Below are 21,899 nucleotides of genomic sequence, written 5' to 3' on the forward strand. Positions count from 1 at the left end.
TCTAATGAATAAATGATATTTATGGAATTGTGTATAAAATGTATTTGCGCGAAAATTCCCGTTATAGTATGCTTAGAATGTAGGATGTAACACGGACATGCGGCTGCCGCAGGAAAGCGGGCAGCGCAGACGGGAGGTTTTCCAATGACCAAGGCAGAGTGGCAGGGATTCAACGGCGGACTTTGGCAGGAGGAGATCAATGTTCGCGACTTCGTGCAGAGGAACTACACGCCCTATGACGGCGCAGAAGATTTCCTCGCCGCGCCGACGGAGGCGACAAACCGCCTCTGGCAGAAGCTGCAGGAGCTGCAGCGTGCCGAGCGCCGGAAGGGCGGCGTGCTCGACATGGACACGGACATCGTCTCGGGACTGACCTCGCACGGCGCGGGATATATCGACGAATCGCTCAAAGATCTGGAACGAATCGTCGGCCTGCAGACGGACAAGCCGTTGAAGCGTGCCTTCATGCCCTACGGCGGCATCAAGATGGCGGAAGAGTCGTGCAGGAACTACGGCTACGAACCGAGCGAGCGTCTGCACGAAATCTTCACGAAGTACCACAAGACGCACAACCAGGCGGTCTTCGACGCCTACACGCCGGAGATTCGCCGCGCGCGCCACAGCCACATCATCACGGGGCTGCCCGACACCTATGGCCGCGGGCGCATCGTCGGCGACTACCGCCGCGTCGCGCTCTACGGCATCGACCGCCTCATCGAGGCGAAGAAGGCCGACCATGCGGAAATCGGTTCGGACGGCGTCATGTCCGACGACGTCATCCGCCTGCGCGAGGAAGTGGCCGAGCAGATCCGTGCGCTCGGCGGCATGAAGGAGATGGCGGCGATCTACGGCTTCGACATCTCGCGTCCAGCTCGGACGGCGCAGGAGGCCGTGCAGTGGCTCTACTTCGGCTACCTCGCCGCCATCAAGACGCAGAACGGCGCGGCGATGAGCGTCGGGCGCATCTCGACCTTCCTCGACATCTACATCGAGCGCGACATGAAGGAAGGCAGGCTCACGGAAGCTGAAGCGCAGGAGCTGATCGATCACCTCGTCATGAAGTTCCGCATGGTGAAGTTCGCGCGCATCACGAGCTACAACGAGCTGTTCTCGGGCGATCCCGTTTGGGCGACCCTCGAAGTCGCGGGCATCGGCATGGACGGGCGCTCCATGGTCACGAAGAACGATTTCCGCTTCCTGCACACGCTTGAAAACATGGGTCCTGCGCCCGAGCCGAACCTCACGGTGCTCTACTCCGAGGCTCTGCCTGAATCGTTCAAGCGCTATGCGGCGAAGATCTCCATCGACACGAGTTCCATCCAGTACGAGAACGACGATGTGATGAAGCCTGCGTGGGGTGACGACTATTCGATCTGCTGCTGCGTCTCCGCCACGCAGACGGGCAAGGAAATGCAGTTCTTCGGCGCGCGCGCCAACCTCGCGAAGTGCCTGCTCTACGCCATCAACGGCGGCATCGACGAGAAGACGGGCGAGCAGATAGCGCCGGCTTTCGCGCCCGTGCGCGCGGACGTGCTTGACTATGACGATGTGCTGGCGAAGTTCAGCCGCATGATGGAATGGCTCGCCTCCGTCTATGTGAACGCGCTGAACCTCATCCAGTACATGCACGACAAATATTATTACGAAGCGGCGGAAATGGCGCTCATCGACACCGACGTGCGCCGCACCTTCGCGACGGGCATCGCGGGCTTCTCGCACGTCGTCGATTCGCTCGCCGCCATCAAGTATGCGCGCGTGCGTCCCGTCTACAGCGAACGCGGCTACGTCGTCGACTACGAGGTCGAGGGCGACTTCCCGCGCTACGGCAACGACGACGACCGCGCCGACGACATCGCGCGCTGGCTCCTCAAAACCTTCATCGAGAAGGTTCGTGCCCGCCACACCTACCGCAACTCCGAGCCGACGACCTCGATCCTCACGATCACCTCGAACGTCGTCTACGGCAAGTATACGGGCGCCATGCCCGACGGAAGGAAGGCATGGACACCGCTCGCGCCCGGCGCAAATCCGAGCTACGGTGCGGAAAAGTCGGGGCTGCTCGCCTCCTTGAACTCCGTCACGAAGCTGCCCTACGAGTGGGCGCTCGACGGCATCTCCAACACGCAGAGCATGACGCCCGAATCGCTCGGACACACGGAAGAGGAGCGCATCGATCAGCTCGTGCGCGTGCTCGACGGCTACTTCACGCAGGGAGCGCACCACCTCAACGTCAACGTCTTCGACCGCGCGAAATTGCTCGACGCCGTCGACCACCCCGAGAAGGAAGAATATCAGAACTTCACGATCCGCGTCTCGGGCTACGCCGTGAAGTTCATCAGCCTCACGCGCGAGCAGCAGCTGGACGTCATCGCACGCACCTTCCATGAGGCCATGTGACGGCGTGCCGCTCGGCCGCATCCGCTCCGTCGAGAGCTTTGGCTCGGTCGACGGCCCCGGCCTTCGCTACATCGTCTTTCTCGCGGGCTGCCGCCTGCGCTGCCTCTACTGCCACAACCCCGAGACATGGGGCGCTGCGGGGGCGGAGGAGAAGAGCGCCGAAGCCGTGCTCGCCGCCGCGCTGCGCTTTCGCCCTTATTGGAAGGGCGGCGGCGGCATCACCGTCTCGGGCGGCGAACCGCTCGTGCAGGCGGACTTCGTCGCGGGGCTTTTCCGCCTCGCAAAAGAGGCGGGCGTCTCCACCTGCCTTGACACGGCGGGCGAACCCTTCTCACGCACGGACGACGCCGTCCTTCGCGCCATCGCCGCAAGCGACCTCGTGCTTCTCGACATCAAGCACATCGATCCCGAGAAGCACGAAGCGCTCACGGGCAGGCGAAACGAGAATATCCTAGACTTCGCACGCTATCTGGCCAAAGAAAAGAAGCCCGTATGGCTGCGCCACGTCCTCGTGCCCGGCCTTACGGACGACGCGCTTTCGCTCAACCGCCTCGCACGCTTCGCCCGAAGCCTCGGCAACATCGAGCGCTTCGAGGTTCTGCCCTATCATGCCATGGCGCGAGCGAAGTATGAAAAACTCCATATCCCCTATCCGCTGCCCGAGACGCGCGAGCCGCGTACCGATGACATCCGACGCGCCGAAGAAATCCTCGGCGTCGCCGACTATCAGGGCTGGCGAAAGAAGTAGGCGCTCCCTGCCGCCGCAGCTTTTCGCTGCTGCGTCAGGGAGTTTTGCTTGCAGCGAATCCCCCGTTTTGGCATTTTTAATAATTTACCATGAAAGTCCAAGAAGTCAAGCCGTAGGCGCAGACTGATTGGCTCTTCCATGTAAGGGCGGCGCACTTTTGTCCACAAAGTGGACGTTTGTGCGTGTAGTTTATATAGTTCTCTTTTCGTATTCTTATCTATATTTTACCTGTTTTTTAAATTTTCTGCAGATTGTACGAAAGGATTTTATGCTATCTTTGTAGAAAAGATATAAAAAAACTAGGATTCGTCAAGGTTTAACAAAGAAAGGGGAAGAAGAGCATGAAGACATCTTGGAAGAAACTCCTCACGGTCGTAAGCACGGCGCTCCTTTGCGGCGCGCTCCTCACGGGCTGCGGTGGTTCAGGGGGCTCAGGCGGCTCCGACGGCTCGGGCGGCGGCATGCTCGGCAGCAAGAGCCTCGGCCCTGACGCGCCGAAGGAAGTCGTCGCCCAGCTCAAGCTTGGCGACAAGGACGTGCCGCTCTACGAGTACAAGGGTGCGGCGCTCCCCGAGAAGCTTCAAGGCTTCCATTCCAACCTCGCCGTGACGAAGAACGCCATATACGGCATCAGTTTCGTCGCCGCAAGCAAGGAATTCCATCTGCAGAAAATGAACCTCGAGAATGGCGCCATCACCTCGGTGGAAGATCTCGGCAATGTAGAAAATGAGCCGATCACTTCAGATGGCACAAACATCTATTTCATAACCAAGAAGGACGACAACATCGGCGTCTATGACGGCAACGCCGTATCGAACTTTAGCAATAAGGACGCGGCCGTCATACGCGCCATTTTCGGCGAGAAGACCGCCTATACGAGCGGCACTTTTGTATCAAACAGCGGCATCATGGCCGGCACGATCTCCAAGGACGGCACGAAAGACATGAAGTCCGTGCTCCCGAAAGATGAGTTTGCCAAACTCCAAGATGCCAAGGATGCAAGTGCAGAGAAAAATTCGTTCCTCGCCTGCGCAGATAAAGACGGCTTCTACATCACGACGCTCGCCACGCATGGCGGGGACAGCGGAAAGTGGACCAAGCCTCTGCACATGTACGGACCGGACGGCAAGAAGATCCGCACCTTCGAGTGCAACGAAGGGATCCCCGACTCGGCGGAAAAGCGCAAGATTTCCGAGCGTCAATCCATCGCGACGAAGGACTACGTCGTGTTCTACGATAGAGGCTTCCTGCGCGTATTCAACAAGAAGGACGGCAAGTATGTCGGCGACGTCGAGCTGAAGATCGACGGCAAAAACATTGAGCCCGCTGGTGCCGCAGTCGATGATGAGAACCACATCTACTTCATTGATCACGAGACGGACGCGAACATCTACCGCATCGACCTCTGATAACGAAGGGGGCGCTTCCGTGTCAGCAAAAAAATTCGCTTGGGAAAGAGCGCGGACGCTCGTGTCCGTCCTCTGCCTCCTGCTCATTACAGTCTTCATGACAGGATGCTTCAAGGGCGAGGCGAACCTCACGATCCGCGCCGACGGCTCCGCCGCCTTGAAGACGCGGCTTCTCGGCACGGATTTCCTCAAGGAGGCGATCATCGAAGCGACGAATGAGATGAAGAAGAAAGACTCTGCCGCTGTCGTCAAAGAAATCAGCGAAGGCGACAAGACGGGTTTCGAGAGCACTTCGGAATACCCCGACATGAAGACGCTCGCCGAAAAGGGCGGCGACCTCTTCACGCGCCGTGACGGCAAGGCGGCGGGCATCCAGCAAAAGAAGACGTGGTTCTACGACGCCTACGCACTCGATCTCTACGCAGGCCCTAGTGAAACAGGAAATGATGCCGATGGCGACGATCCTGCGGCTGCCGCCATGATGAAGGGCTTCCTCGATCAGATCCATTACGAGTTCTGCCTGACGCTTCCTGGAGCACCCGAAAAGCACAATGCGGACCGCACGGAAGACGGCGGAAAGACGCTGCGCTGGGATCTCGCTCCGACGCTCACTGCAGGCGGCGACAAGCACATCCAAGCGGAATTCCGTCTGTGGAACAAGCCGCACATCATTCTGACCGCTGCAGTCGCCATCGTCTCCCTCGCGCTCGCCGTCCTCTTCTTCATCCTCAGGCAGAAGAGTGATGCGGGAGAGCGCGGCAAGAAGCTGATCCTCGCCACCGTCTTCGCCGTCCTCGCGCTCGCCGTCTTCGCCTTCTCCGCATGGCAGCTGACAACGGCTTCTGGATTTACCGCAGAGGATTCGATCTCGCCCGCATACGTCAAGGACGCGGCGAAGTAGGCAGCGCCATCGAGCCGATCTGCGGCAATAAGAAAGGAGCTTCCCTATGAAAATCAGAGCATTCTTCCTCGCGCTGCTCTTCGCGCTCCTCCTTCTTCCCGCCGCAGGCGGTGCAGCAGGGCTCGCAGACGAGGAGATGGAGCTCGGCGGCATCCGTCTCGGCGATACGAGAGAGGAGGTCGAGGACGTCTACGGCGAAGGCGATCACGTCGCGGACGGCGTGACGAAGTGGGGCGGCACGACCGTCCACATCTTCGCTTGTGACTACGGCGATTCCCTCTCCGTGCAGTACCGCGATGAAGGCGACGCCTGCCGCGTCATTGGCGTGCACCTCGGCGTGAACAACGTGAACAAGTACAACGAAAGGCCGTCCGCCGAGGCGCAGATGATCGAAACGCCGAGCGGCATCCATCTGGACAGCACGCTTGAGGACCTCAACGCCGTCTACGGCTATATCCCCAAGCCCGAATGCAGTCACAATGCGCCGCCCGTCTGCGGTTATTTCTACGACAGCGCAGACGCCACGCTCGCCTTCTACATCTGCAAGGAGCACAGCCCCGGCATCCGCTCGATCTGGCTGCGTGAGAAGCGGACGAGATAGGGCATACAGCAAGATAAAAGCCCCGAAGCCATCGCGCGATGGCTTCGGGGCTTTTCTGCGAGCGCATCAGTCCTGCGTCTCGTCCTTTTCCACATGCTCTTTCCAGCTGCCGCTCTCGGCGCTCGGATCGGCTACGGCTTCCGCTACATAGGCGCTGACGGCGTCGAAGTTCCTGCGCACGCCCGATTTCGTGTTGCGGTAGGTCACGGCGTTCTTCTTGTTGACGCCGATATTTGCCGCTTCCTTCTCCGCATCAATGTTTGCGCCGAGGTAGATGAAATCCCAGCCTGCCTTCTCCTGCTTGTCGGAAATCATCTCTTTGATCTTCTCGCGCGTGAACTCCTCGCTGGCGTTCTCCAGGCCATCCGTGATGATGACGAAGACGACCTTCGTATCCTTGTTCTCGATGCCCTCCGTGCGCGCGACCTTGAGGATCGTCGAGCCTACGGCGTCCAAAAGCGCCGTCGTGCCGCCGACCTCGTACTCCATATCCGTCAGCGGCTTGATGCGACGGATGTCTTCGCGGTTATAGATCGTATCGACCTTGTCGTTGAAGAGAACTGTCGTGACATTGACCTTCGCATCGAGCTTCTTCTCCTTCTCGATCATCGAATTGAAGCCGCCGATCGTATCCGACTCCAGCCCCGACATCGAGCCGCTCTTGTCGAGCACCATCACGAGTTCCACGCGCGCGGGCTTCTCCTTGTCCGCCGCTTCGGCGGGTACGGCAGCTCCCAAGAATGCACAAAGTGCAAGCGCGAGAAAGGAAAGCGTCCATTTTTTCCACATGTTCAAGACCTCCTCTTTTCCTACAGTCTTCACTGTTTTCATTATAGCGCATTTTCCTTTGAAGCGGTACTGCCTTATATAACAGACTGGTGAGAAAATCCCCCGCCGCAGACATTCTGCTGGACTGCACCCCAAAATACGGACAGTGAATAAAAATCCCTCCTGTTGTAGAATAAGAACTACAACAGGAGGGATTCGTTATGCCAAGACAATATACAAAAATTGAGCAGTTATCCGATGAAATCTTCCGTCTCAAGACAGAAGGAAAAACACATCGGCAAATTGGTGAAATCTATGGATTGACCAAAGAGCAAATCAAGGGATTCATAAAACGCCAACGGCGTAAAGATCGCTTAAGGAAAGCCGGATATATTCCTCGTCCGAAAGGGCGCCCACGCAAACAAGCAATCGATGAGCGCACCTCTTTACAAAACGAAGTAATCGAACTCCGTATGAAGGTCGATGTCCTGCGAAATTTTCTTTGCGAGGTTGGAAGGAGGTGAGCGTCAAATATCGTGTTATTGAGCGGTTGCGTAACGTCTATCCGGTTGTCGCTTTGTGCCGGATTCTGGAAGTATCGCGCAGCGGTTACTACGACTGGCGATATCGAATGCAGGAATCACATGCAGATGCCTGGCTGGAGCAACAAATCTTGACCTGTCAGGAATAAACACATTTCACATACGGCTATCGTCGCGTCTGCAAATGGCTTCGAAAACATACGGGGATTCACGTAAATCGAAAGCGTGTTTTGCGTGTCATGCGCAAAATCGATGCTCTCGCACAAATTCGCCGTCGTCGTCCATATACGCATTACAAAGACGCGGCACATCGCTATGAAAACTTGTTAAAGCGGCAATTCAATCCGGAGCGCCCAAATCAATTTTGGGCAACAGATATCACGTATATACCGACGGCACATGGCATGTGCTATCTGTGCGCCGTCATTGATCAATGCGGCAAAATGGTGCTGGGATGGCGCATCGGCACAGATATGACAGCTTCACTCGTTACGGACACCGTGCGTGACGCCTTACAAAAGGAAATGGTCGCTAATGGACTAATCCTCCACAGCGACCAAGGCTCGCAGTACTCTTCCCAAGCGTATTACGACCTAAGTCAAGAATACCACTTCACGCCGTCAATGTCAAAGCGTGGCTGCCCGTATGACAATGCTTCGATGGAAAATTTCTTTGGAACGCTGAAGTCGGAATGCTTACATCGGATGAAGTTTGGATCAAGGAAGGAGTTAGAGGAAACTGTAGCACAATATATACACTTTTACAACTATGAGCGCATACAACTGAAAAGCGGTCTTACTCCATACGAAATATGGAGCAAAACCGCATAAATCAGCGTAATTCTACGACAGTGGTTTATTTTCTTGTCCGCTTAGCAGGGAGCAGTCCATTTCGGCAAGGGGGATTCTTTACCACTTTCATTAAGTAGTGTAGCTTATGCAATTTCCGTGCGTTTTTTTGCGCCGCGATACGATTCAGCGAGAATCTGGATCGGGTGGTAGACGACCTGCGGCATGTTGTTGTGCACGATACCGTCCGTGATGTGCATGCGGCAGCTCGGGCAGCTCGTCGCCACGAGGTCTGCGCCCGTCGCGTTGATGTTGTTGCACTTCCTGTCGTTGATCTCACGGCTCAGTTCGTAGTGCGCCATGCAGAAGGAGCCGCCGCAGCCGCAGCAGCGGTCGTGTTCTTTCATCTCGACGAATTCTACGCCCGGAATGGCCTTCAAGACCTCGCGCGGCTGCTCTGTGATGCCGAGACCGCGGATCATGTGGCACGGATCGTGCATCGTGACCTTCTTGTGGACAGGATTCAAGGTGTCCGTACGGAAGCCTTTCTCGATGAGAAGTTCGCTGATCTCTCTGACCTTCGCCGCCATCTTCTCAGCGCGAGGACGCCATTCGGGATCGTCCTTGAGCCACTCAGGATAGTGTTTTAAGGCCTCTACGCACGAGCCGCAGGCGCCGATGATGTAGTCGACATCGAGATCTTCAAAGACGCGGATCGTGTTGCGTGCGAGCTGGTTCGCAAGGTCGAAGGCGCCCGACACATGGATCGGCGTGCCGCAGCAGTGCTGTTTCGACGGCAGAACGACCTCGATGTCGTTCGCCTTGAGCACGTCGATGACGGCGTCGCCCATGTCCGTGTACATGTAGTTGATCGTGCAGCCCGTGAAGAAGGCGACGCGGAACTTGGGATTCGCCACCTTGATGACCTCGGGATATTGACTGCGCAAAGGACGCGCAGCAATCGGCGGCGTCGCACGCGTCGCGTCCATGCCCGGCATGGGAAGGCGCGACTGCACGGCGTTCTTGCCCGGCACTTCCTTGAAGGTCATCCAGCCGAACATGCCGCCGAGCTTCAGCGCGGTGTCGAAGAGCGGGCGGTTCTGCAGGAGACGGAAGACGTTCTTCTTGATCGGGTGCAGGCCGCGTGCCTTGACAGCGGCGTTCCTGCCGCGCAGGATCAGCTCGTCGGCTGCGACGCCGCACGGGCAGTTCGCTGCGCAGCTCTTGCAGTTCAGGCACATCGCCATGATGTGGTCAAATTCCGCCGAGATGGGAATCTTGCCCGAGAGATAGCCCTGCATCAGAGAGATCTTGCCGCGTGCGACCATCTGCTCCTTGCCGGTCTCGCGGTAAATCGGACAGACGGCTTGGCAGTTGCCGCACTTCATGCAGTTTGCCATCGCGTTCTCGATGTCAGCGAGGAGCGATGTGTCTTGCTTGTTCAGGTCTGCCGCCGTAAATTTTTTCGTATCTTCAGCCATAGGTCAGCACTCTCCAATCAATTTGCCCGGGTTCAGAATGAGATTCGGGTCGAGTGCGCGCTTGATCTGGCGCATGGCCTCCATGCCTTCCTTGCCGTGCTGCAGCTCCATCCAAGGCAGCTTGCCGAGGCCGATGCCGTGCTCGCCCGAGAGCGTGCCGCCGAGCTCGACCGCACCGCGGAAGATGTCATCCATCGCCTCGTGGACGCGCTTCGTTTCTTCTTCGTCGCGCAGGTCGCAGACGATCGTCGGGTGCATGTTGCCGTCACCCGCATGACCGAACGTGCCGATCGTGACGTTGTGATCCTTCGCCGCCTTCTTGACGATGGCGAGGAATGCCGGAATCTTGCTCCTCGGAACGGTCGCATCTTCGACGAACGTCGTCGGGCGCAGCTTTGCAAGGCACGGAAGCGCCATGCGGCGAGCTGTCCAGAGCTGTTCCTTGTGCTTCGCATCACGGGCGAGCGTGACCTCGCGTGCGTTGTTTTCTTCCAGAACCTTCATGACCTTGTCCGCCTCGTCCTCGACGACTGTCGGATGACCGTCGACCTCGATGAGGAGGATTGCGTCGGCGTCCGTCGGCAGGCCGACGTGCATGAAGTCTTCGACCGTGCGGATCGTCGCGTTGTCAAGGATTTCGAGCGTCGCAGGAATGATCTTCGCGGCGATGATGCCTGAGACAGCGCGGCCCGCATCCTCGATCGTATCGAAGATCGCGACCATGCTCTTCGTCTTTTCCGGCGCGGGAACGAGCTTCAAGAGAGCCTTCGTGACGACGCCGAGCGTGCCTTCCGAACCTGTGAAGAGCTTCGTCATGTCGTAGCCCGAGACATCCTTGACGTTCTTGCCGCCCGTATGCAGCACATCGCCGTTCGCGAGGACGACTTCAAGGCCCTGCACATAGTTCTTCGTGATGCCGTACTTGAGTCCACGCAGGCCGCCCGAGTTCTCCGCGATCGTGCCGCCGAGGCTCGCCGTCTTGACCGTGCCCGGATCGGGCGGGTAGATGAGGCCGAACTGCGCGATATGGTCGTTGATGTCCTGTACGATGACGCCCGCCTCGACCTCGGCGATGAGGTTTTCGAGATCGACGTCGATGATCTTCTTGAAGCGGAGCATAGAGAGGACGATGCCGCCCTTCAAAGGCGCCGTGCCCGCCGAGAGGTTCGTGCCCGAGCCGCGCGTGTAGACGGGGATCTTGTGCTCGTTCGCAAACTTCAGAACCTTCGAGACTTCCTCCGTCGTGCCGGGGCTGACGACGACATCCGGCATGTAGATGTGACCGGGCGTAGCATCATAGGAATAGGAGTAAAGTTCCTCTTCCTTCGACTGAACATTCTCCGCGCCGACGATCTTCGTCATTTCTTCTACCAGCTGCTGCTTTTCCATTTAGTGTGCACCTCTTTCATGATGGTGTTGATCATAGATAAAAACTATAAGGAGATAAACCTCCTATAATCCTAAGTATCGCATATTTTTCGTATTTGTCAATGGAAAATTGCGACTTTTGACAATAATTCCGATGGGTTTATTGTAAAATGAAATCGGACACGAAAAAAAGACAGGCAGAAGCACCTGTGGCAGAGTATTCGGAGAGAAACCTACGCCGAAAGAAGCATCCTGCATGTCCGAGAAACATTCTGCTCACAACAACGCGAAACTTCAAACATCGGATTTTCTAACCGTTTTTCAAAACAGAGCGGATGAACTCAGCTCGCAGCAAAGGAAATATTAGGATACCGCACTCCGAAGAGCTGTTTCAAGGACGATTCAACCACATTGCTTCTGCTGCTTGAAAATTTGGGGGAGATCGTCCGATTTGCTGCCGCAATTCACCTGGTTATTATTTCCTTCCGAATCATCTCTTTCCTATTGTAAAATCACGCGCTTTATATTATCATAAAAGAGTAACGATTCCAGGGTGCTATACGGGGATAGCCTCTGGTTATGGAACGGGTGCTCCATGCCGTTCTTCGAAAGGAAGCACCGATAAATTGAGTACGACGTATCAGCGCTTCCCAAACAGCAATGGAGGTGTTAGTAAATGAGTACGGAAACAAAAAGCCAAAGCGACAAGATTCACGAGGCCGAACTGGCGTTTGACCGGAAAAGGCGTACCTTCGGCATGATCTGCGGGCCGATCTGTGCCATCCTCGTCATGATCACGCCGATTCCCGATCTGCCGCTTCCGGCGCACAAACTCCTGGCGATCATGACGTTGATCGCTCTGTGGTGGATCACGGAGCCGATCCCCATCCCGGTGACGTCGCTCCTCGGGCCGACGCTTGCCGTCATCTGCGGCGTCGTGGGAGCGAAGGACGCCTATGCGGCATTCGCGAATCCCATGATCTTCCTCTTCATGGGCGGCTTCATCATTGCCAAGGGCATGATGATGCACGGACTCGACCGAAAATTCGCCTTCGCGCTCCTGTCGATGTCCTGGGTCGGATCGAACCCCAGGCGCATCTTCCTCGCCGTCGGTCTCGCCTGCGCACTGTGCTCGGGCTGGGTCAGCAACACGGCGACGGCGGCCATGATGTTCCCGATCGCGCTCGGCCTTCTGGAAGCAATCAAGGAGATGTTCGCTGCGAACGGCAAGACGATCGAGCTGCACGAATACAAGTACGCCACGGGTCTCATGCTCATGACGGCTTATGCGTGCTCCATCGGCGGCGTCCTGACCCCGATCGGTACGCCCCCGAACATCATCATGCTCGGTTTCCTCGACCAGATGGCCGGCATCCACATCTCCTTCTTTGAATGGATGATCTGGGGCTTCGTCGCCATGGTCATCTACTTCATCATCGCATACCTGATTCTCGTCAACATGTTCCCCGCCGACGTCAAGCGCATCGACGGGGCAGAGGCATTCATCGCCGAGAAGCGCCGCGCTCTCGGCGGCTGGACGCGTGCGCAGAAAAATACGCTCGTCGGCTTCTGCGTCGCCGTCATCCTCTGGGTCACGCCGGGCATCCTGAACATTGCCCTCGGCCCCGATTCGCCGATTCTCAAGATGTACAGCAAGCTCTTCCCCGAAGCGATCGCCGCGATGGCGGGTGCTCTCCTGCTCTTCTTCCTGCCCGTCAACTGGAAGGAGCGCGAGTTCACGCTGAACTGGAAGGACGCCGCCGCGGGCATCGAGTGGGGCACGCTGATCCTCTTCGGCGGCGGTCTTGCGATGGGCGGCATGATGTACAAGACGGGTCTTTCGACGTGGGTCGGCGACTGCATCGTCGGCTGGATGGGCGGCGAGCCGTCGCTCTTCATGATGGTCGCGATCTTCTCCGTCATGGCGCTTCTCCTGTCGGAGCTTTCGTCGCACACGGCTGCTACAAACATGATCGGCCCCTTGGGCGTCACGGCCGCCATGGCGGCGGGCTTCAGCCCGATTCCCGTTGCGGTCGGCATCGCGCTCTCCTCGTCGCTCGGCTTCATGCTGCCGGTGTCGACGCCGCCGAACGCCATCGTCTACGCGTCGGGCTACGTGCCCATCACGAAGATGATCAAGACGGGCGTCTACATCGACTTCATCGGCATCTTCTGCGTGACGATCCCGATCGTGCTCTACCTCGTCGAGTTCATCGTCGGTGCGCGCTGAGACAGGTATTCTCCGTCTGCGGCAAAACCCGAAGGACGGTCATGAATCCTTGTGCAATATTGTGTAATGCAAAAGGCCGCTGCATGGGTCCACGAGACTTCATGCAGCGGCTTTCTCGCTTTTGTTTAGGAGGAAATATGGCAAAAGAAATCGAGCGCAAGTTCCTCGTCCATAGGGAGCTTTGGCAGCCGAAGGACGAAGGAATCGAGATCGCGCAGGGCTATCTCGCAGCGGATAAGAAGCGTGCCGTGCGCGTGCGCCTGGCAGGAGATCGCGCATGGCTGACCGTCAAGGGGCCGACGAAGGGTGTCGAACGACTGGAATTCGAGTACGAGATCCCCGCGGCGGACGCACGCGCCATGCTCGCCCTCTGCGAGCGTCCATGGATTGAAAAGCGCCGCTATCTGGAGCGATGCGGTGCGCATACATGGGAAATCGACTGCTTTAGGGGCGAGAATGAGGGCCTCGTCGTAGCCGAGATCGAGCTTTCTGCGGCGGACGAGATGTTCGAGCATCCGACATGGCTCGGCGCGGAGGTATCCGACGACAGCCGCTACCTAAACGCAAGCCTCATGCGCCTGCCTTTCTCGCGCTGGCGGAATTGAGGATGTGTCAATCCTCGCAGCGCGATGGCGGAAATGAAGAGATTCGACTTGCGCAATGGCAGGGAATCATGCTATACTGTGAGTGGCAAACGTGAGAATACTCAAAGCACACGAAGCACCCCCCAAGCTAGCTCCTTGGGGGGTGCTTCTATTCCCATGTCGCAGGCAGGTGCTGAGTCGTCCAAGAGACAAGCCCAAGGGGCGCAGGCGATTGGGAAACGACTCGTATGTGAAAACGTCCCGCAAATCAAACCCGAAGGGTGCAGATGCGCGGTTGACGTTGACCACTTTTAGCGCCTAGGCTCGTTGCCGTCGTCTCTCTCATCGAGCCATTTGCAGATGTGGTTGGCAACCACACCAGCCAAGACGGAGAGAATAAACGTCAGAATACTCATCAAGCACACCCCCTTCTATTGCCATATGTAGGGGCGGCAACGCATACAGTATAGCATAACTGAACAAATAGCGCTATGCTGTTAAAATGCAGTCTCACAGCATTTTGCTTTTGCAAGATGCTGAATTGACAGCGAAGCGCATGAAATGCTATGATAGATGAGGTTAAATAGCGTGCTGCGAAGGTCTGGCACGCTTTCTATGACAGGAGGAATCGCATCCATGATAGAACGCTATACGAATCCTGAAATGGGCAATATCTGGACGCTGCAGCATGAGTTTGAGACCATGCTCGAAGTCGAGATCGCGGCCTGCGAGGCCATGGCGGAACTCGGAGAGATCCCGCAGGAGGCTGCGGCGAACATCCGCGCCAAGGCGAAGTTCGACCTGCCGCGCGTCAAGGAGATCGAGAAGGTCACGAATCACGACATCATCGCCTTCCTCACGAACGTCGCCGAGTATGTCGGCGAGGACTCGAAATATATCCACAAGGGACTGACGTCGAGCGACGTCAAGGACACGGCACTCGGCATCATGATGAAGAAGTCCGCCGACATCATCATCGACGACCTCAAGAAGCTCCTCGAAGTACTGCGCCGCCGCGCCGTCGAGTTCAAGCACACGCCGTGCATCGGCAGGACGCACGGCATCCACGCAGAGCCGATGACCTTCGGCTTGAAGCTGCTCCTGTGGAGCGCCGAGGTCGAGCGCGACATCGAGCGTGTCGAGCACGCGAAGAAGATCGTCGCCGTCGGCAAGCTCTCGGGCGCCGTCGGCACCTATTCGAACATCGATCCGCGCATTGAGGAGATCACGTGCAAAAAGCTCGGCATCACGCCCGTGCGCCTCGCGACGCAGGTCATTCAGCGCGACCGTCATGCCGAGTACATGACGACGCTCGCCATCGTCGCAAGCTCGCTCGAAAAATTCGCGACGGAAGTCCGCAACCTGCAGCGCACGGACATCCGCGAGGCGGAGGAATACTTCGCGCCCGGCCAGAAAGGCTCGTCCGCCATGCCGCACAAGCGCAACCCCATCACCTGCGAGCGCATCTCGGGCATGGCGCGCCTCGTGCGCGGCAATGCAGTCGCGGCACTCGAAGACATCACTCTCTGGCATGAGCGCGACATCTCGCATTCGTCTGTCGAGCGCGTCATCCTGCCCGACAGCACGATCAACGTCGACTACTGCACGAAGAAGTTTACGAACATCATCGACAAGCTGCTCGTCTATCCCGAGGCCATGCTCGCCGATATGGAAAAGACGGGCGGTCTCATCTACAGCCAGCGCCTCATGCTCGCCATCGTCGACAAGGGCGTTCTCCGTGAAGACGCCTACAAGTGGGTACAGCGGAATGCCATGAAGCGCTGGATGGAAGGCGAAGACTTCCGCACGAATGTCGAAAAGGACGAGGACATCTTGAAGCATCTGACGAAGGAAGAGATTGACAACTGCTTCGATTATCAATACTTCCTGCGCCACATCGACAAGATCTTCGAACGCTTCGGACTCTGATTCGCAAGAGCTTCCACGATTTCCGGCATATCTTACAGAAAATGCCGGAATCATGTATAGAGAAGGAGAATCGCTATGTCAGCAGTAGTAGTCACAGGCACGCAATGGGGCGATGAGGGCAAGGGAAAGATCGTCGACTACCTCGCCGAGAAGGCCGATACGGTCGTGCGCTATCAGGGCGGCAGCAATGCCGGACACACCGTCAGCGTCAAAGGCGAGGAGTTCAAGCTTCGCCTCCTGCCCTCGGGCATCCTTTACCACGGCAAGACGAACGTCGTCGGCAACGGCGTCATCTTCGATCCCGAAGTCGCGCTCGAAGAGATGAACGCCATGCAGAAGCGCGGCATCGACACTTCGGGCATCCGCATCTCGAACCGCGCGCACGTCGTCCTGCCCTATCACCGCATCATGGACGGACTCGCCGAGGAAGCGCGCGGCGAGGGGAAGATCGGCACGACGAAGCGCGGCATCGGCCCCTGCACCATGGACAAGATGAACCGCATAGGCATCCGCGTCTGCGACCTCGTCGAGCCGGAGGAGTTCCGAAAGCGCCTGAAGGAAAATCTCGCGATCAAGAACAAGGAACTGGAAAAGATCTACGGTCATGCGCCGCTCTCCTACGAGCATATCCTGGAAGAATACGAAGCTTATGCCGCTCTCCTAAAGCCCCATGTCTGCGACACCATCGCCCTCTTGAACGAGGAACTTGACGCTGGCAAGAAGGTGCTCTTCGAGGGCGCACAGGCGACAATGCTCGACATCGACTACGGCACCTACCCCTATGTTACGGCCTCGCATCCCGTATCGGGCGGCGTCGGCGTCGGAGCGGGCGTCGCGCCCAAGCGCATCGACAAGGTCGTCGGCGTCGTCAAGGCGTACTGCACGCGCGTCGGCGAAGGTCCATTCCCGACCGAGCAGCTCAACGACATCGGCGACAAGATCCGTGAAGCCGGCCACGAGTTCGGCACCGTCACGGGCAGGCCGCGCCGCACGGGCTGGCTCGACGCCTGCGTCGTGCGCTATGCGGGGCAGCTCTCGGGTCTCGACTACATGGCGATCACGCGCCTCGACATCCTCGACGGCTTTGACGAGATCAAGATGTGCACGGGCTACAAGCTCGACGGCAAGCCGCTGAACGAGATCCCCGCGAGCCTCAACGTCCTCGCGCGGGTCGAGCCTGTCTACGAGACATTCGAAGGCTGGAAGGAAGACATCTCGGGCTGCCGCGACTACGCGAAGCTGCCCGAAAAGGCGAGGAAATACCTCGAACGCCTCTCCGCCGTCACAGGCGTCGCCATCGGCATCGTCTCCGTCGGCCCGAACCGCGATCAGACGATCATCTGCGCGAACGATATTTTCTGATGCAAAGAAGGCTGCGCCTGCGTCGAATCTGACGCAGGCGCTTTTTTTCATCTATTGCAGATGGTGCTGAGTCGTCCAAGAGACAAGCCCAAGGGGCGCAGCTAGTTTCTGAGCGGACTGTAAATTCGCTTGACCTCTTGGAATTTTCATGATAATATATCAAAGATAAATGAAAAAGATTATTAAATATGAAAATAACTATAGGAAGTTCGCTTTACGACTTCCTTTTCTTTTCTCCTAGAAGTGAGAATAATAATATCTATGAATGGAGTGACGCAATGGAAGCATCGGAAAAAATTCTTCCGGCAGAAGTGCATCCGCGTGCGCGAAAGAGGCGTATCGCCCTCGTCCTCGGTCTTGTCGCGCTCGCCCTTGCGCTCATCGTCAGCGCTTCGGCGGGTGCCGTGCACATCGCACCTGAAGCCATCGTGCCGACGCTCATGGGAAACGGCACGCCCGAGGACTATCGCATCCTCTACCACATCCGCCTGCCGCGCATCATCACGGGCGCTTTGACGGGTGTGAACCTCGCGCTCGCCGGCTGCATCCTGCAGGGCATATTGAAGAATCCGCTCGCCGATCCCGGCATCATCGGCGTCTCGGCGGGCGCGGGACTGACCGCCATGTGCATCATGATTCTCTTCCCCGCAGAAGTCAAGTTCGTGCCGCTCGGCGCATTTGTCGGCGCGATGATCGCCGTCGCGCTCGTCTTCGCGCTGTCGTGGGACAACGGCGTGCATCCGATGCGTATGGTGCTCGCGGGCGTCGCCATCGCGGCGTTCTTCGGCGGGGCGATGACGGCTCTGATGGTCTTCTACTCCGACCGCGTGCAGGGCACGGTGAACTGGATGGCGGGCGGCTTCGCGGGGCGCAGCTGGAGCCATGTGGAAATGGTTCTGCCCTACACGCTCGTCGGCATCGCGGGCACGCTCCTCGGCAGCCGCTGGCTCAACGCCTTGCAGCTCGGCGAGGAGACGGCGCGAAGCCTTGGCGTCCATGTGGCGCGTGCGCGGCTCGTGCTGCTCGTGCTCGCCGCCCTGCTCGCCGCATCTGCCGTGAGTGCTGCGGGCATGCTCGGCTTCGTCGGGCTCGTCGTGCCGCACATGGTGCGCCTTCTGACGGGATCGGATTTCGACTACCTGCTGCCCGCCGCCGCCATCTGGGGCGCTGTTCTTGTGGCGGGCGCCGATGCGGCGGCACGCATGGCATTCGCCCCTGTCGAGATTCCCGTCGGCGTGTTCATGTCGTTCTTGGGTGCGCCGTTCTTCCTCTATCTGCTCAAGAAGGGTCTTCGAAGGGAGTGACGATATGGCAGAAATCTTGAAGGCATGCGGCCTTTCGCTCGGCTACGGCAAGGCGGAGATCGTCCATGAAGTCACGGCTTCCATAAATCGCGCGGAAATCGCCGCGATCATCGGGCCGAACGGCTCGGGCAAGTCGACGCTTCTGAAGGCGCTCGCGCGCCTCTTGGAGCCGCGTGCGGGGCGCGTCGAGTTCATGGGCGAGGATTTGTGGCAAAAGACGGAGCGCGAGGTCGCACAGAAGGTCGCATTTCTGCCGCAGAGCGCCGAGCCACCCGGCGACATCACCGTCATGGAGCTTGTGCGCATGGGACGCCTGCCGCATCGGAAGTTCTGGGATTCCTTTTCCAAGGAGGACGGCGAGGCATGTCGTGAAGCCCTGGCGCGAACGGGAATGGAGAAGTTCGCCCAGCGGCCGATCCTCGCGCTCTCAGGCGGCGAGCGCCAACGTGCGCGGCTCGCCATGGCGCTCGCACAGCAGCCCGAAGTGCTGCTCCTCGACGAGCCGACGACGTATCTCGACATCCGTCACCAACTGGCGCTCATGGAGCTTGTGGAAAAACTCCATGCGTCCCTGGGGCTGACCGTCGTCATGGTGCTGCACGATCTCAATCAAGCCGTGCGCTACAGCCACCACATCATCGCCATCCACGACGGGCAGGTGCTCGCCGACGGTGCGCCCGAGGCGGTCTTCACCGAAGCCCTCGTGCGCGAACTCTACGGCGTCGAGAGCGTCGTCCGCGACGTGACGATTGCGGGAAGGCGCACGAAGCTCTGTCTGCCCGAGCGCGTCGCCGATGGAGCGAAAGCCGTATGAGCACAAAGGAGACGGTAATCGCCATCGCCGGCGTCTCATGCAGCCGCAAGGGCAAGAAAATCCTCGAAGACGTGACGCTCGACGTGGAAAGCGGCACGGTCATGGGGCTTCTGGGTCCGAACGGCGCGGGAAAGACGACGCTCATCCGCCTCGTCGCGGGACTGGCAAGGCCCGATGCGGGCACGATCCATGTATGCGGCGAGGATGCGGCGAAGCGCAGCGTGCACTTTCGCCGTCTCATCGGCCTCGTGCCGCAGGAGAATACGCTGGAGAGCGAGCTGACTGTCGGAGAGAGCTTGCTCGCCTACGCACGGCTCTATGGTATCAAGGATGCCAAAGAAATGGTTCATCAGACAGCGGAACGGTATCACCTCTCGGACTTTCTTGATAAGCGTCCCGAAGAAATCTCGGGCGGCATGAAGCGGCGCGCCGTCATCGCGCGTGCGGCGATGACCGATCCCGCCGTACTGCTCCTCGATGAGCCGAGCGCGGGACTCGATCCCGATCTCCGGCAGGAGGTCTGGGCGCTGATCCGCAAGCTGCGCGATGCAGGAAAGACGCTGCTCCTCACGACACACTACATGGAAGAGGCGGAAAGGCTCTGCGGGCGCATCGCCTTCCTGCGCGCGGGCAGACTGCGCGCCCTCGATACGGCGGATGGCATACGCGCGGCGGCAGGCGATGCAAAAGATCTTGAGCAGGCGTTCCTGCGCCTTTCGCATGAGGAGGAGTGTTCGTGACTGCGCTTGGCTTCTGGCCGGTCTTTCGGCGCGAGATGGCGATGCTCGTCCATCGCATCGGCGGCTTGGGCTACCTGTTCTCGGGGCTGCTCTTTCCGATGATCTATCTGCTCGCCTTCGGCTGGGGACTCGGCAGCGCCGTCGAAGTCACGGGCGGCTACATCGCCTACCTCGCCAAAGGGATGCTCGCCATCACCGTCATGATGAACGGCTTCCAGCAGACGGCGATCTCGGTCAGCGCCGCACGCTTCTACTTCCGCACGTTCTCCGTGCTGCGCATGAGTCCCGTGAGCGACGCTTCGATCGTCTTCGGCATCGCGCTTGCGGGCGCCGTGCGAGCGATACTCGCAGGAGCGGCGGTCTTCCTTGCCGCCTGGCTCTTCTTCGACATTCGGCTGCTCGCCGTGCCGGGATTCGTGGGACTCGTGCTCACGGCGTTCTGCTTCGCGGCGTTCGGCGTCGCCGTAGGCCTTTCTATTCGCGGGCAGGAGCAGTTTTCCGTCATCATCAATTTCTTCATCACGCCGATGACGTTCTTCTGCGGCTCCTTCTTTCCCATCGCCAATTTGCCCGAGATCGTACAGCGTCTCGTCTCCCTGCTGCCGCTCGCCCATACGAACGCACTCTTGCAGGCAGACGGCTGGGACGGCGGTGCGCTCTCGTCCTTCGTCGTGCTCGCGCTCTTGACAGCGCTCGCCTTCGGCTGGGGCGTCCGGCGCATGAAACGGTATCAGGAGTTTTAGGAAACGCTGATAAAATGAAGTCGCCCAGATTTGCGCAGATGCGCTGTATCTTTGGCTTTATTCGCGCTTCCTCCAGTTGATTTTTACGATTCTACATTAAGGAGGTTTTCAATGCGAAAGTTTGGTATCATCATCGCGCTCCTGTGCCTCGCGGCGGCTGTCGTCTTCATCTTCCTGCCGCGTGCGCAGGAAGCGCCGCAGGCGAAGGAGCTGACGGCGAAGGACAGCATGGGGCGCGAAGTCACCATGCCCGCGCACCCGAAGCGCGTCGTCATATTGAACGCTTCGAACCTCGATCTCTTCGTCGCGGCGGGCGGCGCAGACTTCGTCGTCGGCAAGCCGACTTCGCAGGCATTGTCGCAGACGGTCAAGGAGAAGACGGCGCAGGCCGAGGAAGTCGGCATCATCCACCAGCCGGACATAGAGAAGATCCTCTCCCTGCAGCCCGATCTCGTCATCGGCACGAACGTGCCCTTTCACACCGATCTCGAAGAGACACTCGGCAATGCAGGCGTTCCCATCTATATCCAAGCACTCGACGATGTGCCCTCGCTCTTCGATGCGCTGATCTTCTACGGCAAGCTCACGGGCGATGAGAAGGCGGTCGCAAAAGAGGTGCAGACGATCAAGGATAAGCTCGCGACGGTTGAAAAACGCGCCGCAGGGCGCACGCCGCCCAAGAGCCTGCTCGTCTTCGGCTCGCCCGAGAGCTTCAACATGGGCACGAAGAAATGCTTCACGGGCGGACTCATCGAGCTGCTCGGCGGCGGCAACATCGCTGACCGCGCCGAGGGCGACGGCGGCTATCTGCCGCTTTCCATGGAGTTCGTCGCACGCGAAAACCCCTCGATCATCTTCGCCATCGTGCACGGCCCGACGGAAACGCTTGAGCCGAAGATGCGCCGCGACTTGCAGGAGAGCGAAGCGTGGGCGGACGTCGATGCCGTGAAGAACGGGCGCGTTTATGTCCTGCCCTACGAACTCTTCGCCATCAACCCCGGCGTGCGTGCAGCGGATGCACTTGAGGTACTTGCTGACATCATGTATCCGGAGAAATAAGCAAGCTTTCTGTGAAGAACCACGTCATAGAAAGCTTGTGCCGGGGATGAACGAACAAGATTTATCCGGGCTACAAGGGAGCAAGGCATTTTGCCGCTCCCTTGCGCCTATTGTATCTATATATCTCATAG

The 21,899-nt window shown here is 58.5% G+C and carries 20 protein-coding genes; 16 read left to right on the top strand and 4 right to left on the bottom strand.

All coding sequences use genetic code 11. The features are described 5' to 3' along the window. The first annotated feature begins 144 nt into the window (after positions 1-144). The 5 genes from pflB to SELSP_RS11405 all read left to right on the top strand — a co-directional run bounded on the left by pflB (position 145) and on the right by SELSP_RS11405 (position 6,056). Positions 145-2,397, top strand: a complete 2,253-nt coding sequence (gene pflB / locus SELSP_RS11385; RefSeq protein ID WP_006192538.1) for a formate C-acetyltransferase — start codon at positions 145-147, stop codon at positions 2,395-2,397. Continuing rightward, the gene (gene pflA, locus SELSP_RS11390; protein ID WP_006192539.1) at positions 2,384-3,145 is read left to right on the top strand and encodes a pyruvate formate-lyase-activating protein; all 762 of its coding nucleotides are present in this window, start codon (positions 2,384-2,386) and stop codon (positions 3,143-3,145) included. Before pflB ends, pflA begins: the two co-directional genes overlap by 14 nt. Before the next feature lie 341 nt (positions 3,146-3,486). Next, the gene (locus tag SELSP_RS11395; RefSeq protein WP_006192544.1) at positions 3,487-4,554 is read left to right on the top strand and encodes an NHL repeat-containing protein; all 1,068 of its coding nucleotides are present in this window, start codon (positions 3,487-3,489) and stop codon (positions 4,552-4,554) included. Between the two features lie 19 nt (positions 4,555-4,573). Further along, positions 4,574-5,455 carry a hypothetical protein gene (locus SELSP_RS11400; RefSeq protein WP_006192545.1) on the top strand — a complete coding sequence of 294 codons (882 nt, stop codon included), beginning with the start codon at positions 4,574-4,576 and terminating at the stop codon, positions 5,453-5,455. 46 nt (positions 5,456-5,501) lie between these two features. Next, complete coding sequence (locus SELSP_RS11405; RefSeq protein WP_006192546.1) at positions 5,502-6,056, top strand: hypothetical protein; 555 nt, start codon at positions 5,502-5,504, stop codon at positions 6,054-6,056. A 66-nt stretch (positions 6,057-6,122) separates the two neighbouring features. On the opposite strand, the gene SELSP_RS11410 is transcribed toward SELSP_RS11405, so the two are convergent. Continuing rightward, positions 6,123-6,845 (bottom strand): vWA domain-containing protein, encoded by a 723-nt coding sequence (locus tag SELSP_RS11410; protein WP_013741075.1) that lies wholly within the window; start codon positions 6,843-6,845, stop codon positions 6,123-6,125. Positions 6,846-7,045: 200 nt separating this feature from the next. Here SELSP_RS11410 and SELSP_RS11415 point away from each other — a divergent pair, with 200 nt between their 5' ends. Together SELSP_RS11415 and SELSP_RS11420 are read left to right on the top strand one after the other, a co-directional pair. Then, positions 7,046-7,348 (top strand): hypothetical protein, encoded by a 303-nt coding sequence (locus SELSP_RS11415; RefSeq protein ID WP_006192549.1) that lies wholly within the window; start codon positions 7,046-7,048, stop codon positions 7,346-7,348. Positions 7,349-7,572: 224 nt separating this feature from the next. Beyond that, positions 7,573-8,196 carry an IS3 family transposase gene (locus tag SELSP_RS11420; protein WP_233275196.1) on the top strand — a complete coding sequence of 208 codons (624 nt, stop codon included), beginning with the start codon at positions 7,573-7,575 and terminating at the stop codon, positions 8,194-8,196. A gap of 104 nt (positions 8,197-8,300) precedes the next feature. Here the strand turns inward: SELSP_RS11420 and SELSP_RS11425 are convergent, their stop codons facing one another. Then, positions 8,301-9,635, bottom strand: a complete 1,335-nt coding sequence (locus tag SELSP_RS11425) for a (Fe-S)-binding protein (RefSeq protein ID WP_006192558.1) — start codon at positions 9,633-9,635, stop codon at positions 8,301-8,303. A 3-nt stretch (positions 9,636-9,638) separates the two neighbouring features. Beyond that, positions 9,639-11,024, bottom strand: coding sequence for an FAD-binding oxidoreductase (locus tag SELSP_RS11430; protein ID WP_006192559.1), 1,386 nt, complete (start codon positions 11,022-11,024; stop codon positions 9,639-9,641). Between the two features lie 655 nt (positions 11,025-11,679). On the opposite strand from SELSP_RS11430, the gene SELSP_RS11435 reads away from it, so the two are divergent. Together SELSP_RS11435 and SELSP_RS11440 are read left to right on the top strand one after the other, a co-directional pair. Then, positions 11,680-13,233, top strand: coding sequence for an SLC13 family permease (locus SELSP_RS11435; protein ID WP_006192561.1), 1,554 nt, complete (start codon positions 11,680-11,682; stop codon positions 13,231-13,233). 137 nt (positions 13,234-13,370) lie between these two features. Then, positions 13,371-13,838, top strand: coding sequence for a CYTH domain-containing protein (locus SELSP_RS11440; RefSeq protein WP_006192562.1), 468 nt, complete (start codon positions 13,371-13,373; stop codon positions 13,836-13,838). A 290-nt stretch (positions 13,839-14,128) separates the two neighbouring features. On the opposite strand, the gene SELSP_RS12300 is transcribed toward SELSP_RS11440, so the two are convergent. Next, complete coding sequence (locus SELSP_RS12300) at positions 14,129-14,233, bottom strand: nitrate reductase (RefSeq protein WP_169304911.1); 105 nt, start codon at positions 14,231-14,233, stop codon at positions 14,129-14,131. Between the two features lie 220 nt (positions 14,234-14,453). Here SELSP_RS12300 and purB point away from each other — a divergent pair, with 220 nt between their 5' ends. The 7 genes from purB to SELSP_RS11475 all read left to right on the top strand — a co-directional run bounded on the left by purB (position 14,454) and on the right by SELSP_RS11475 (position 21,768). After that, positions 14,454-15,746, top strand: a complete 1,293-nt coding sequence (purB, locus tag SELSP_RS11445; RefSeq protein ID WP_006192564.1) for an adenylosuccinate lyase — start codon at positions 14,454-14,456, stop codon at positions 15,744-15,746. Positions 15,747-15,821: 75 nt separating this feature from the next. Beyond that, positions 15,822-17,108: an adenylosuccinate synthase gene (locus SELSP_RS11450; RefSeq protein ID WP_006192565.1), complete on the top strand. Its 1,287-nt coding sequence runs from the start codon at positions 15,822-15,824 to the stop codon at positions 17,106-17,108. A 278-nt stretch (positions 17,109-17,386) separates the two neighbouring features. Beyond that, a complete protein-coding gene (locus tag SELSP_RS11455) occupies positions 17,387-18,412 on the top strand; it encodes a FecCD family ABC transporter permease (RefSeq protein WP_013741076.1) in 1,026 nt (341 codons plus the stop codon). Between the two features lie 4 nt (positions 18,413-18,416). Next, entirely contained in the window at positions 18,417-19,226 is an 810-nt protein-coding gene (locus SELSP_RS11460) for an ABC transporter ATP-binding protein (RefSeq protein ID WP_006192569.1), read from the top strand. Further along, positions 19,223-19,966, top strand: coding sequence for an ABC transporter ATP-binding protein (locus SELSP_RS11465; protein WP_006192570.1), 744 nt, complete (start codon positions 19,223-19,225; stop codon positions 19,964-19,966). Before SELSP_RS11460 ends, SELSP_RS11465 begins: the two co-directional genes overlap by 4 nt. After that, positions 19,963-20,709: an ABC transporter permease gene (locus tag SELSP_RS11470; RefSeq protein ID WP_013741077.1), complete on the top strand. Its 747-nt coding sequence runs from the start codon at positions 19,963-19,965 to the stop codon at positions 20,707-20,709. The genes SELSP_RS11465 and SELSP_RS11470 overlap by 4 nt, the downstream gene beginning before the upstream one ends. 111 nt (positions 20,710-20,820) lie before the next feature. Then, positions 20,821-21,768 (top strand): ABC transporter substrate-binding protein, encoded by a 948-nt coding sequence (locus SELSP_RS11475; RefSeq protein WP_006192573.1) that lies wholly within the window; start codon positions 20,821-20,823, stop codon positions 21,766-21,768. The last annotated feature ends 131 nt before the right edge of the window (positions 21,769-21,899 follow it).

This window comes from Selenomonas sputigena ATCC 35185, from assembly GCF_000208405.1.
Classification (GTDB): Bacteria; Bacillota; Negativicutes; order Selenomonadales; family Selenomonadaceae; genus Selenomonas; species Selenomonas sputigena.

Excerpts from the sequence above, each read along its gene's own strand:
- pflB (WP_006192538.1), top strand. The coding sequence starts at position 145 with ATGACCAAGGCAGAGTGGCAGGGATTCAACGGCGGACTTTGGCAGGAG.
- pflA (WP_006192539.1), top strand. The coding sequence starts at position 2,384 with ATGAGGCCATGTGACGGCGTGCCGCTCGGCCGCATCCGCTCCGTCGAG.
- SELSP_RS11395 (WP_006192544.1), top strand. The coding sequence starts at position 3,487 with ATGAAGACATCTTGGAAGAAACTCCTCACGGTCGTAAGCACGGCGCTC.
- SELSP_RS11405 (WP_006192546.1), top strand. The coding sequence starts at position 5,502 with ATGAAAATCAGAGCATTCTTCCTCGCGCTGCTCTTCGCGCTCCTCCTT.
- SELSP_RS11410 (WP_013741075.1), bottom strand. The coding sequence starts at position 6,845 with ATGTGGAAAAAATGGACGCTTTCCTTTCTCGCGCTTGCACTTTGTGCA.
- SELSP_RS11415 (WP_006192549.1), top strand. The coding sequence starts at position 7,046 with ATGCCAAGACAATATACAAAAATTGAGCAGTTATCCGATGAAATCTTC.
- SELSP_RS11425 (WP_006192558.1), bottom strand. The coding sequence starts at position 9,635 with ATGGCTGAAGATACGAAAAAATTTACGGCGGCAGACCTGAACAAGCAA.
- SELSP_RS11430 (WP_006192559.1), bottom strand. The coding sequence starts at position 11,024 with ATGGAAAAGCAGCAGCTGGTAGAAGAAATGACGAAGATCGTCGGCGCG.
- SELSP_RS11435 (WP_006192561.1), top strand. The coding sequence starts at position 11,680 with ATGAGTACGGAAACAAAAAGCCAAAGCGACAAGATTCACGAGGCCGAA.
- SELSP_RS11440 (WP_006192562.1), top strand. The coding sequence starts at position 13,371 with ATGGCAAAAGAAATCGAGCGCAAGTTCCTCGTCCATAGGGAGCTTTGG.
- SELSP_RS12300 (WP_169304911.1), bottom strand. The coding sequence starts at position 14,233 with ATGAGTATTCTGACGTTTATTCTCTCCGTCTTGGCTGGTGTGGTTGCC.
- purB (WP_006192564.1), top strand. The coding sequence starts at position 14,454 with ATGATAGAACGCTATACGAATCCTGAAATGGGCAATATCTGGACGCTG.
- SELSP_RS11450 (WP_006192565.1), top strand. The coding sequence starts at position 15,822 with ATGTCAGCAGTAGTAGTCACAGGCACGCAATGGGGCGATGAGGGCAAG.
- SELSP_RS11455 (WP_013741076.1), top strand. The coding sequence starts at position 17,387 with ATGGAAGCATCGGAAAAAATTCTTCCGGCAGAAGTGCATCCGCGTGCG.
- SELSP_RS11460 (WP_006192569.1), top strand. The coding sequence starts at position 18,417 with ATGGCAGAAATCTTGAAGGCATGCGGCCTTTCGCTCGGCTACGGCAAG.
- SELSP_RS11465 (WP_006192570.1), top strand. The coding sequence starts at position 19,223 with ATGAGCACAAAGGAGACGGTAATCGCCATCGCCGGCGTCTCATGCAGC.
- SELSP_RS11475 (WP_006192573.1), top strand. The coding sequence starts at position 20,821 with ATGCGAAAGTTTGGTATCATCATCGCGCTCCTGTGCCTCGCGGCGGCT.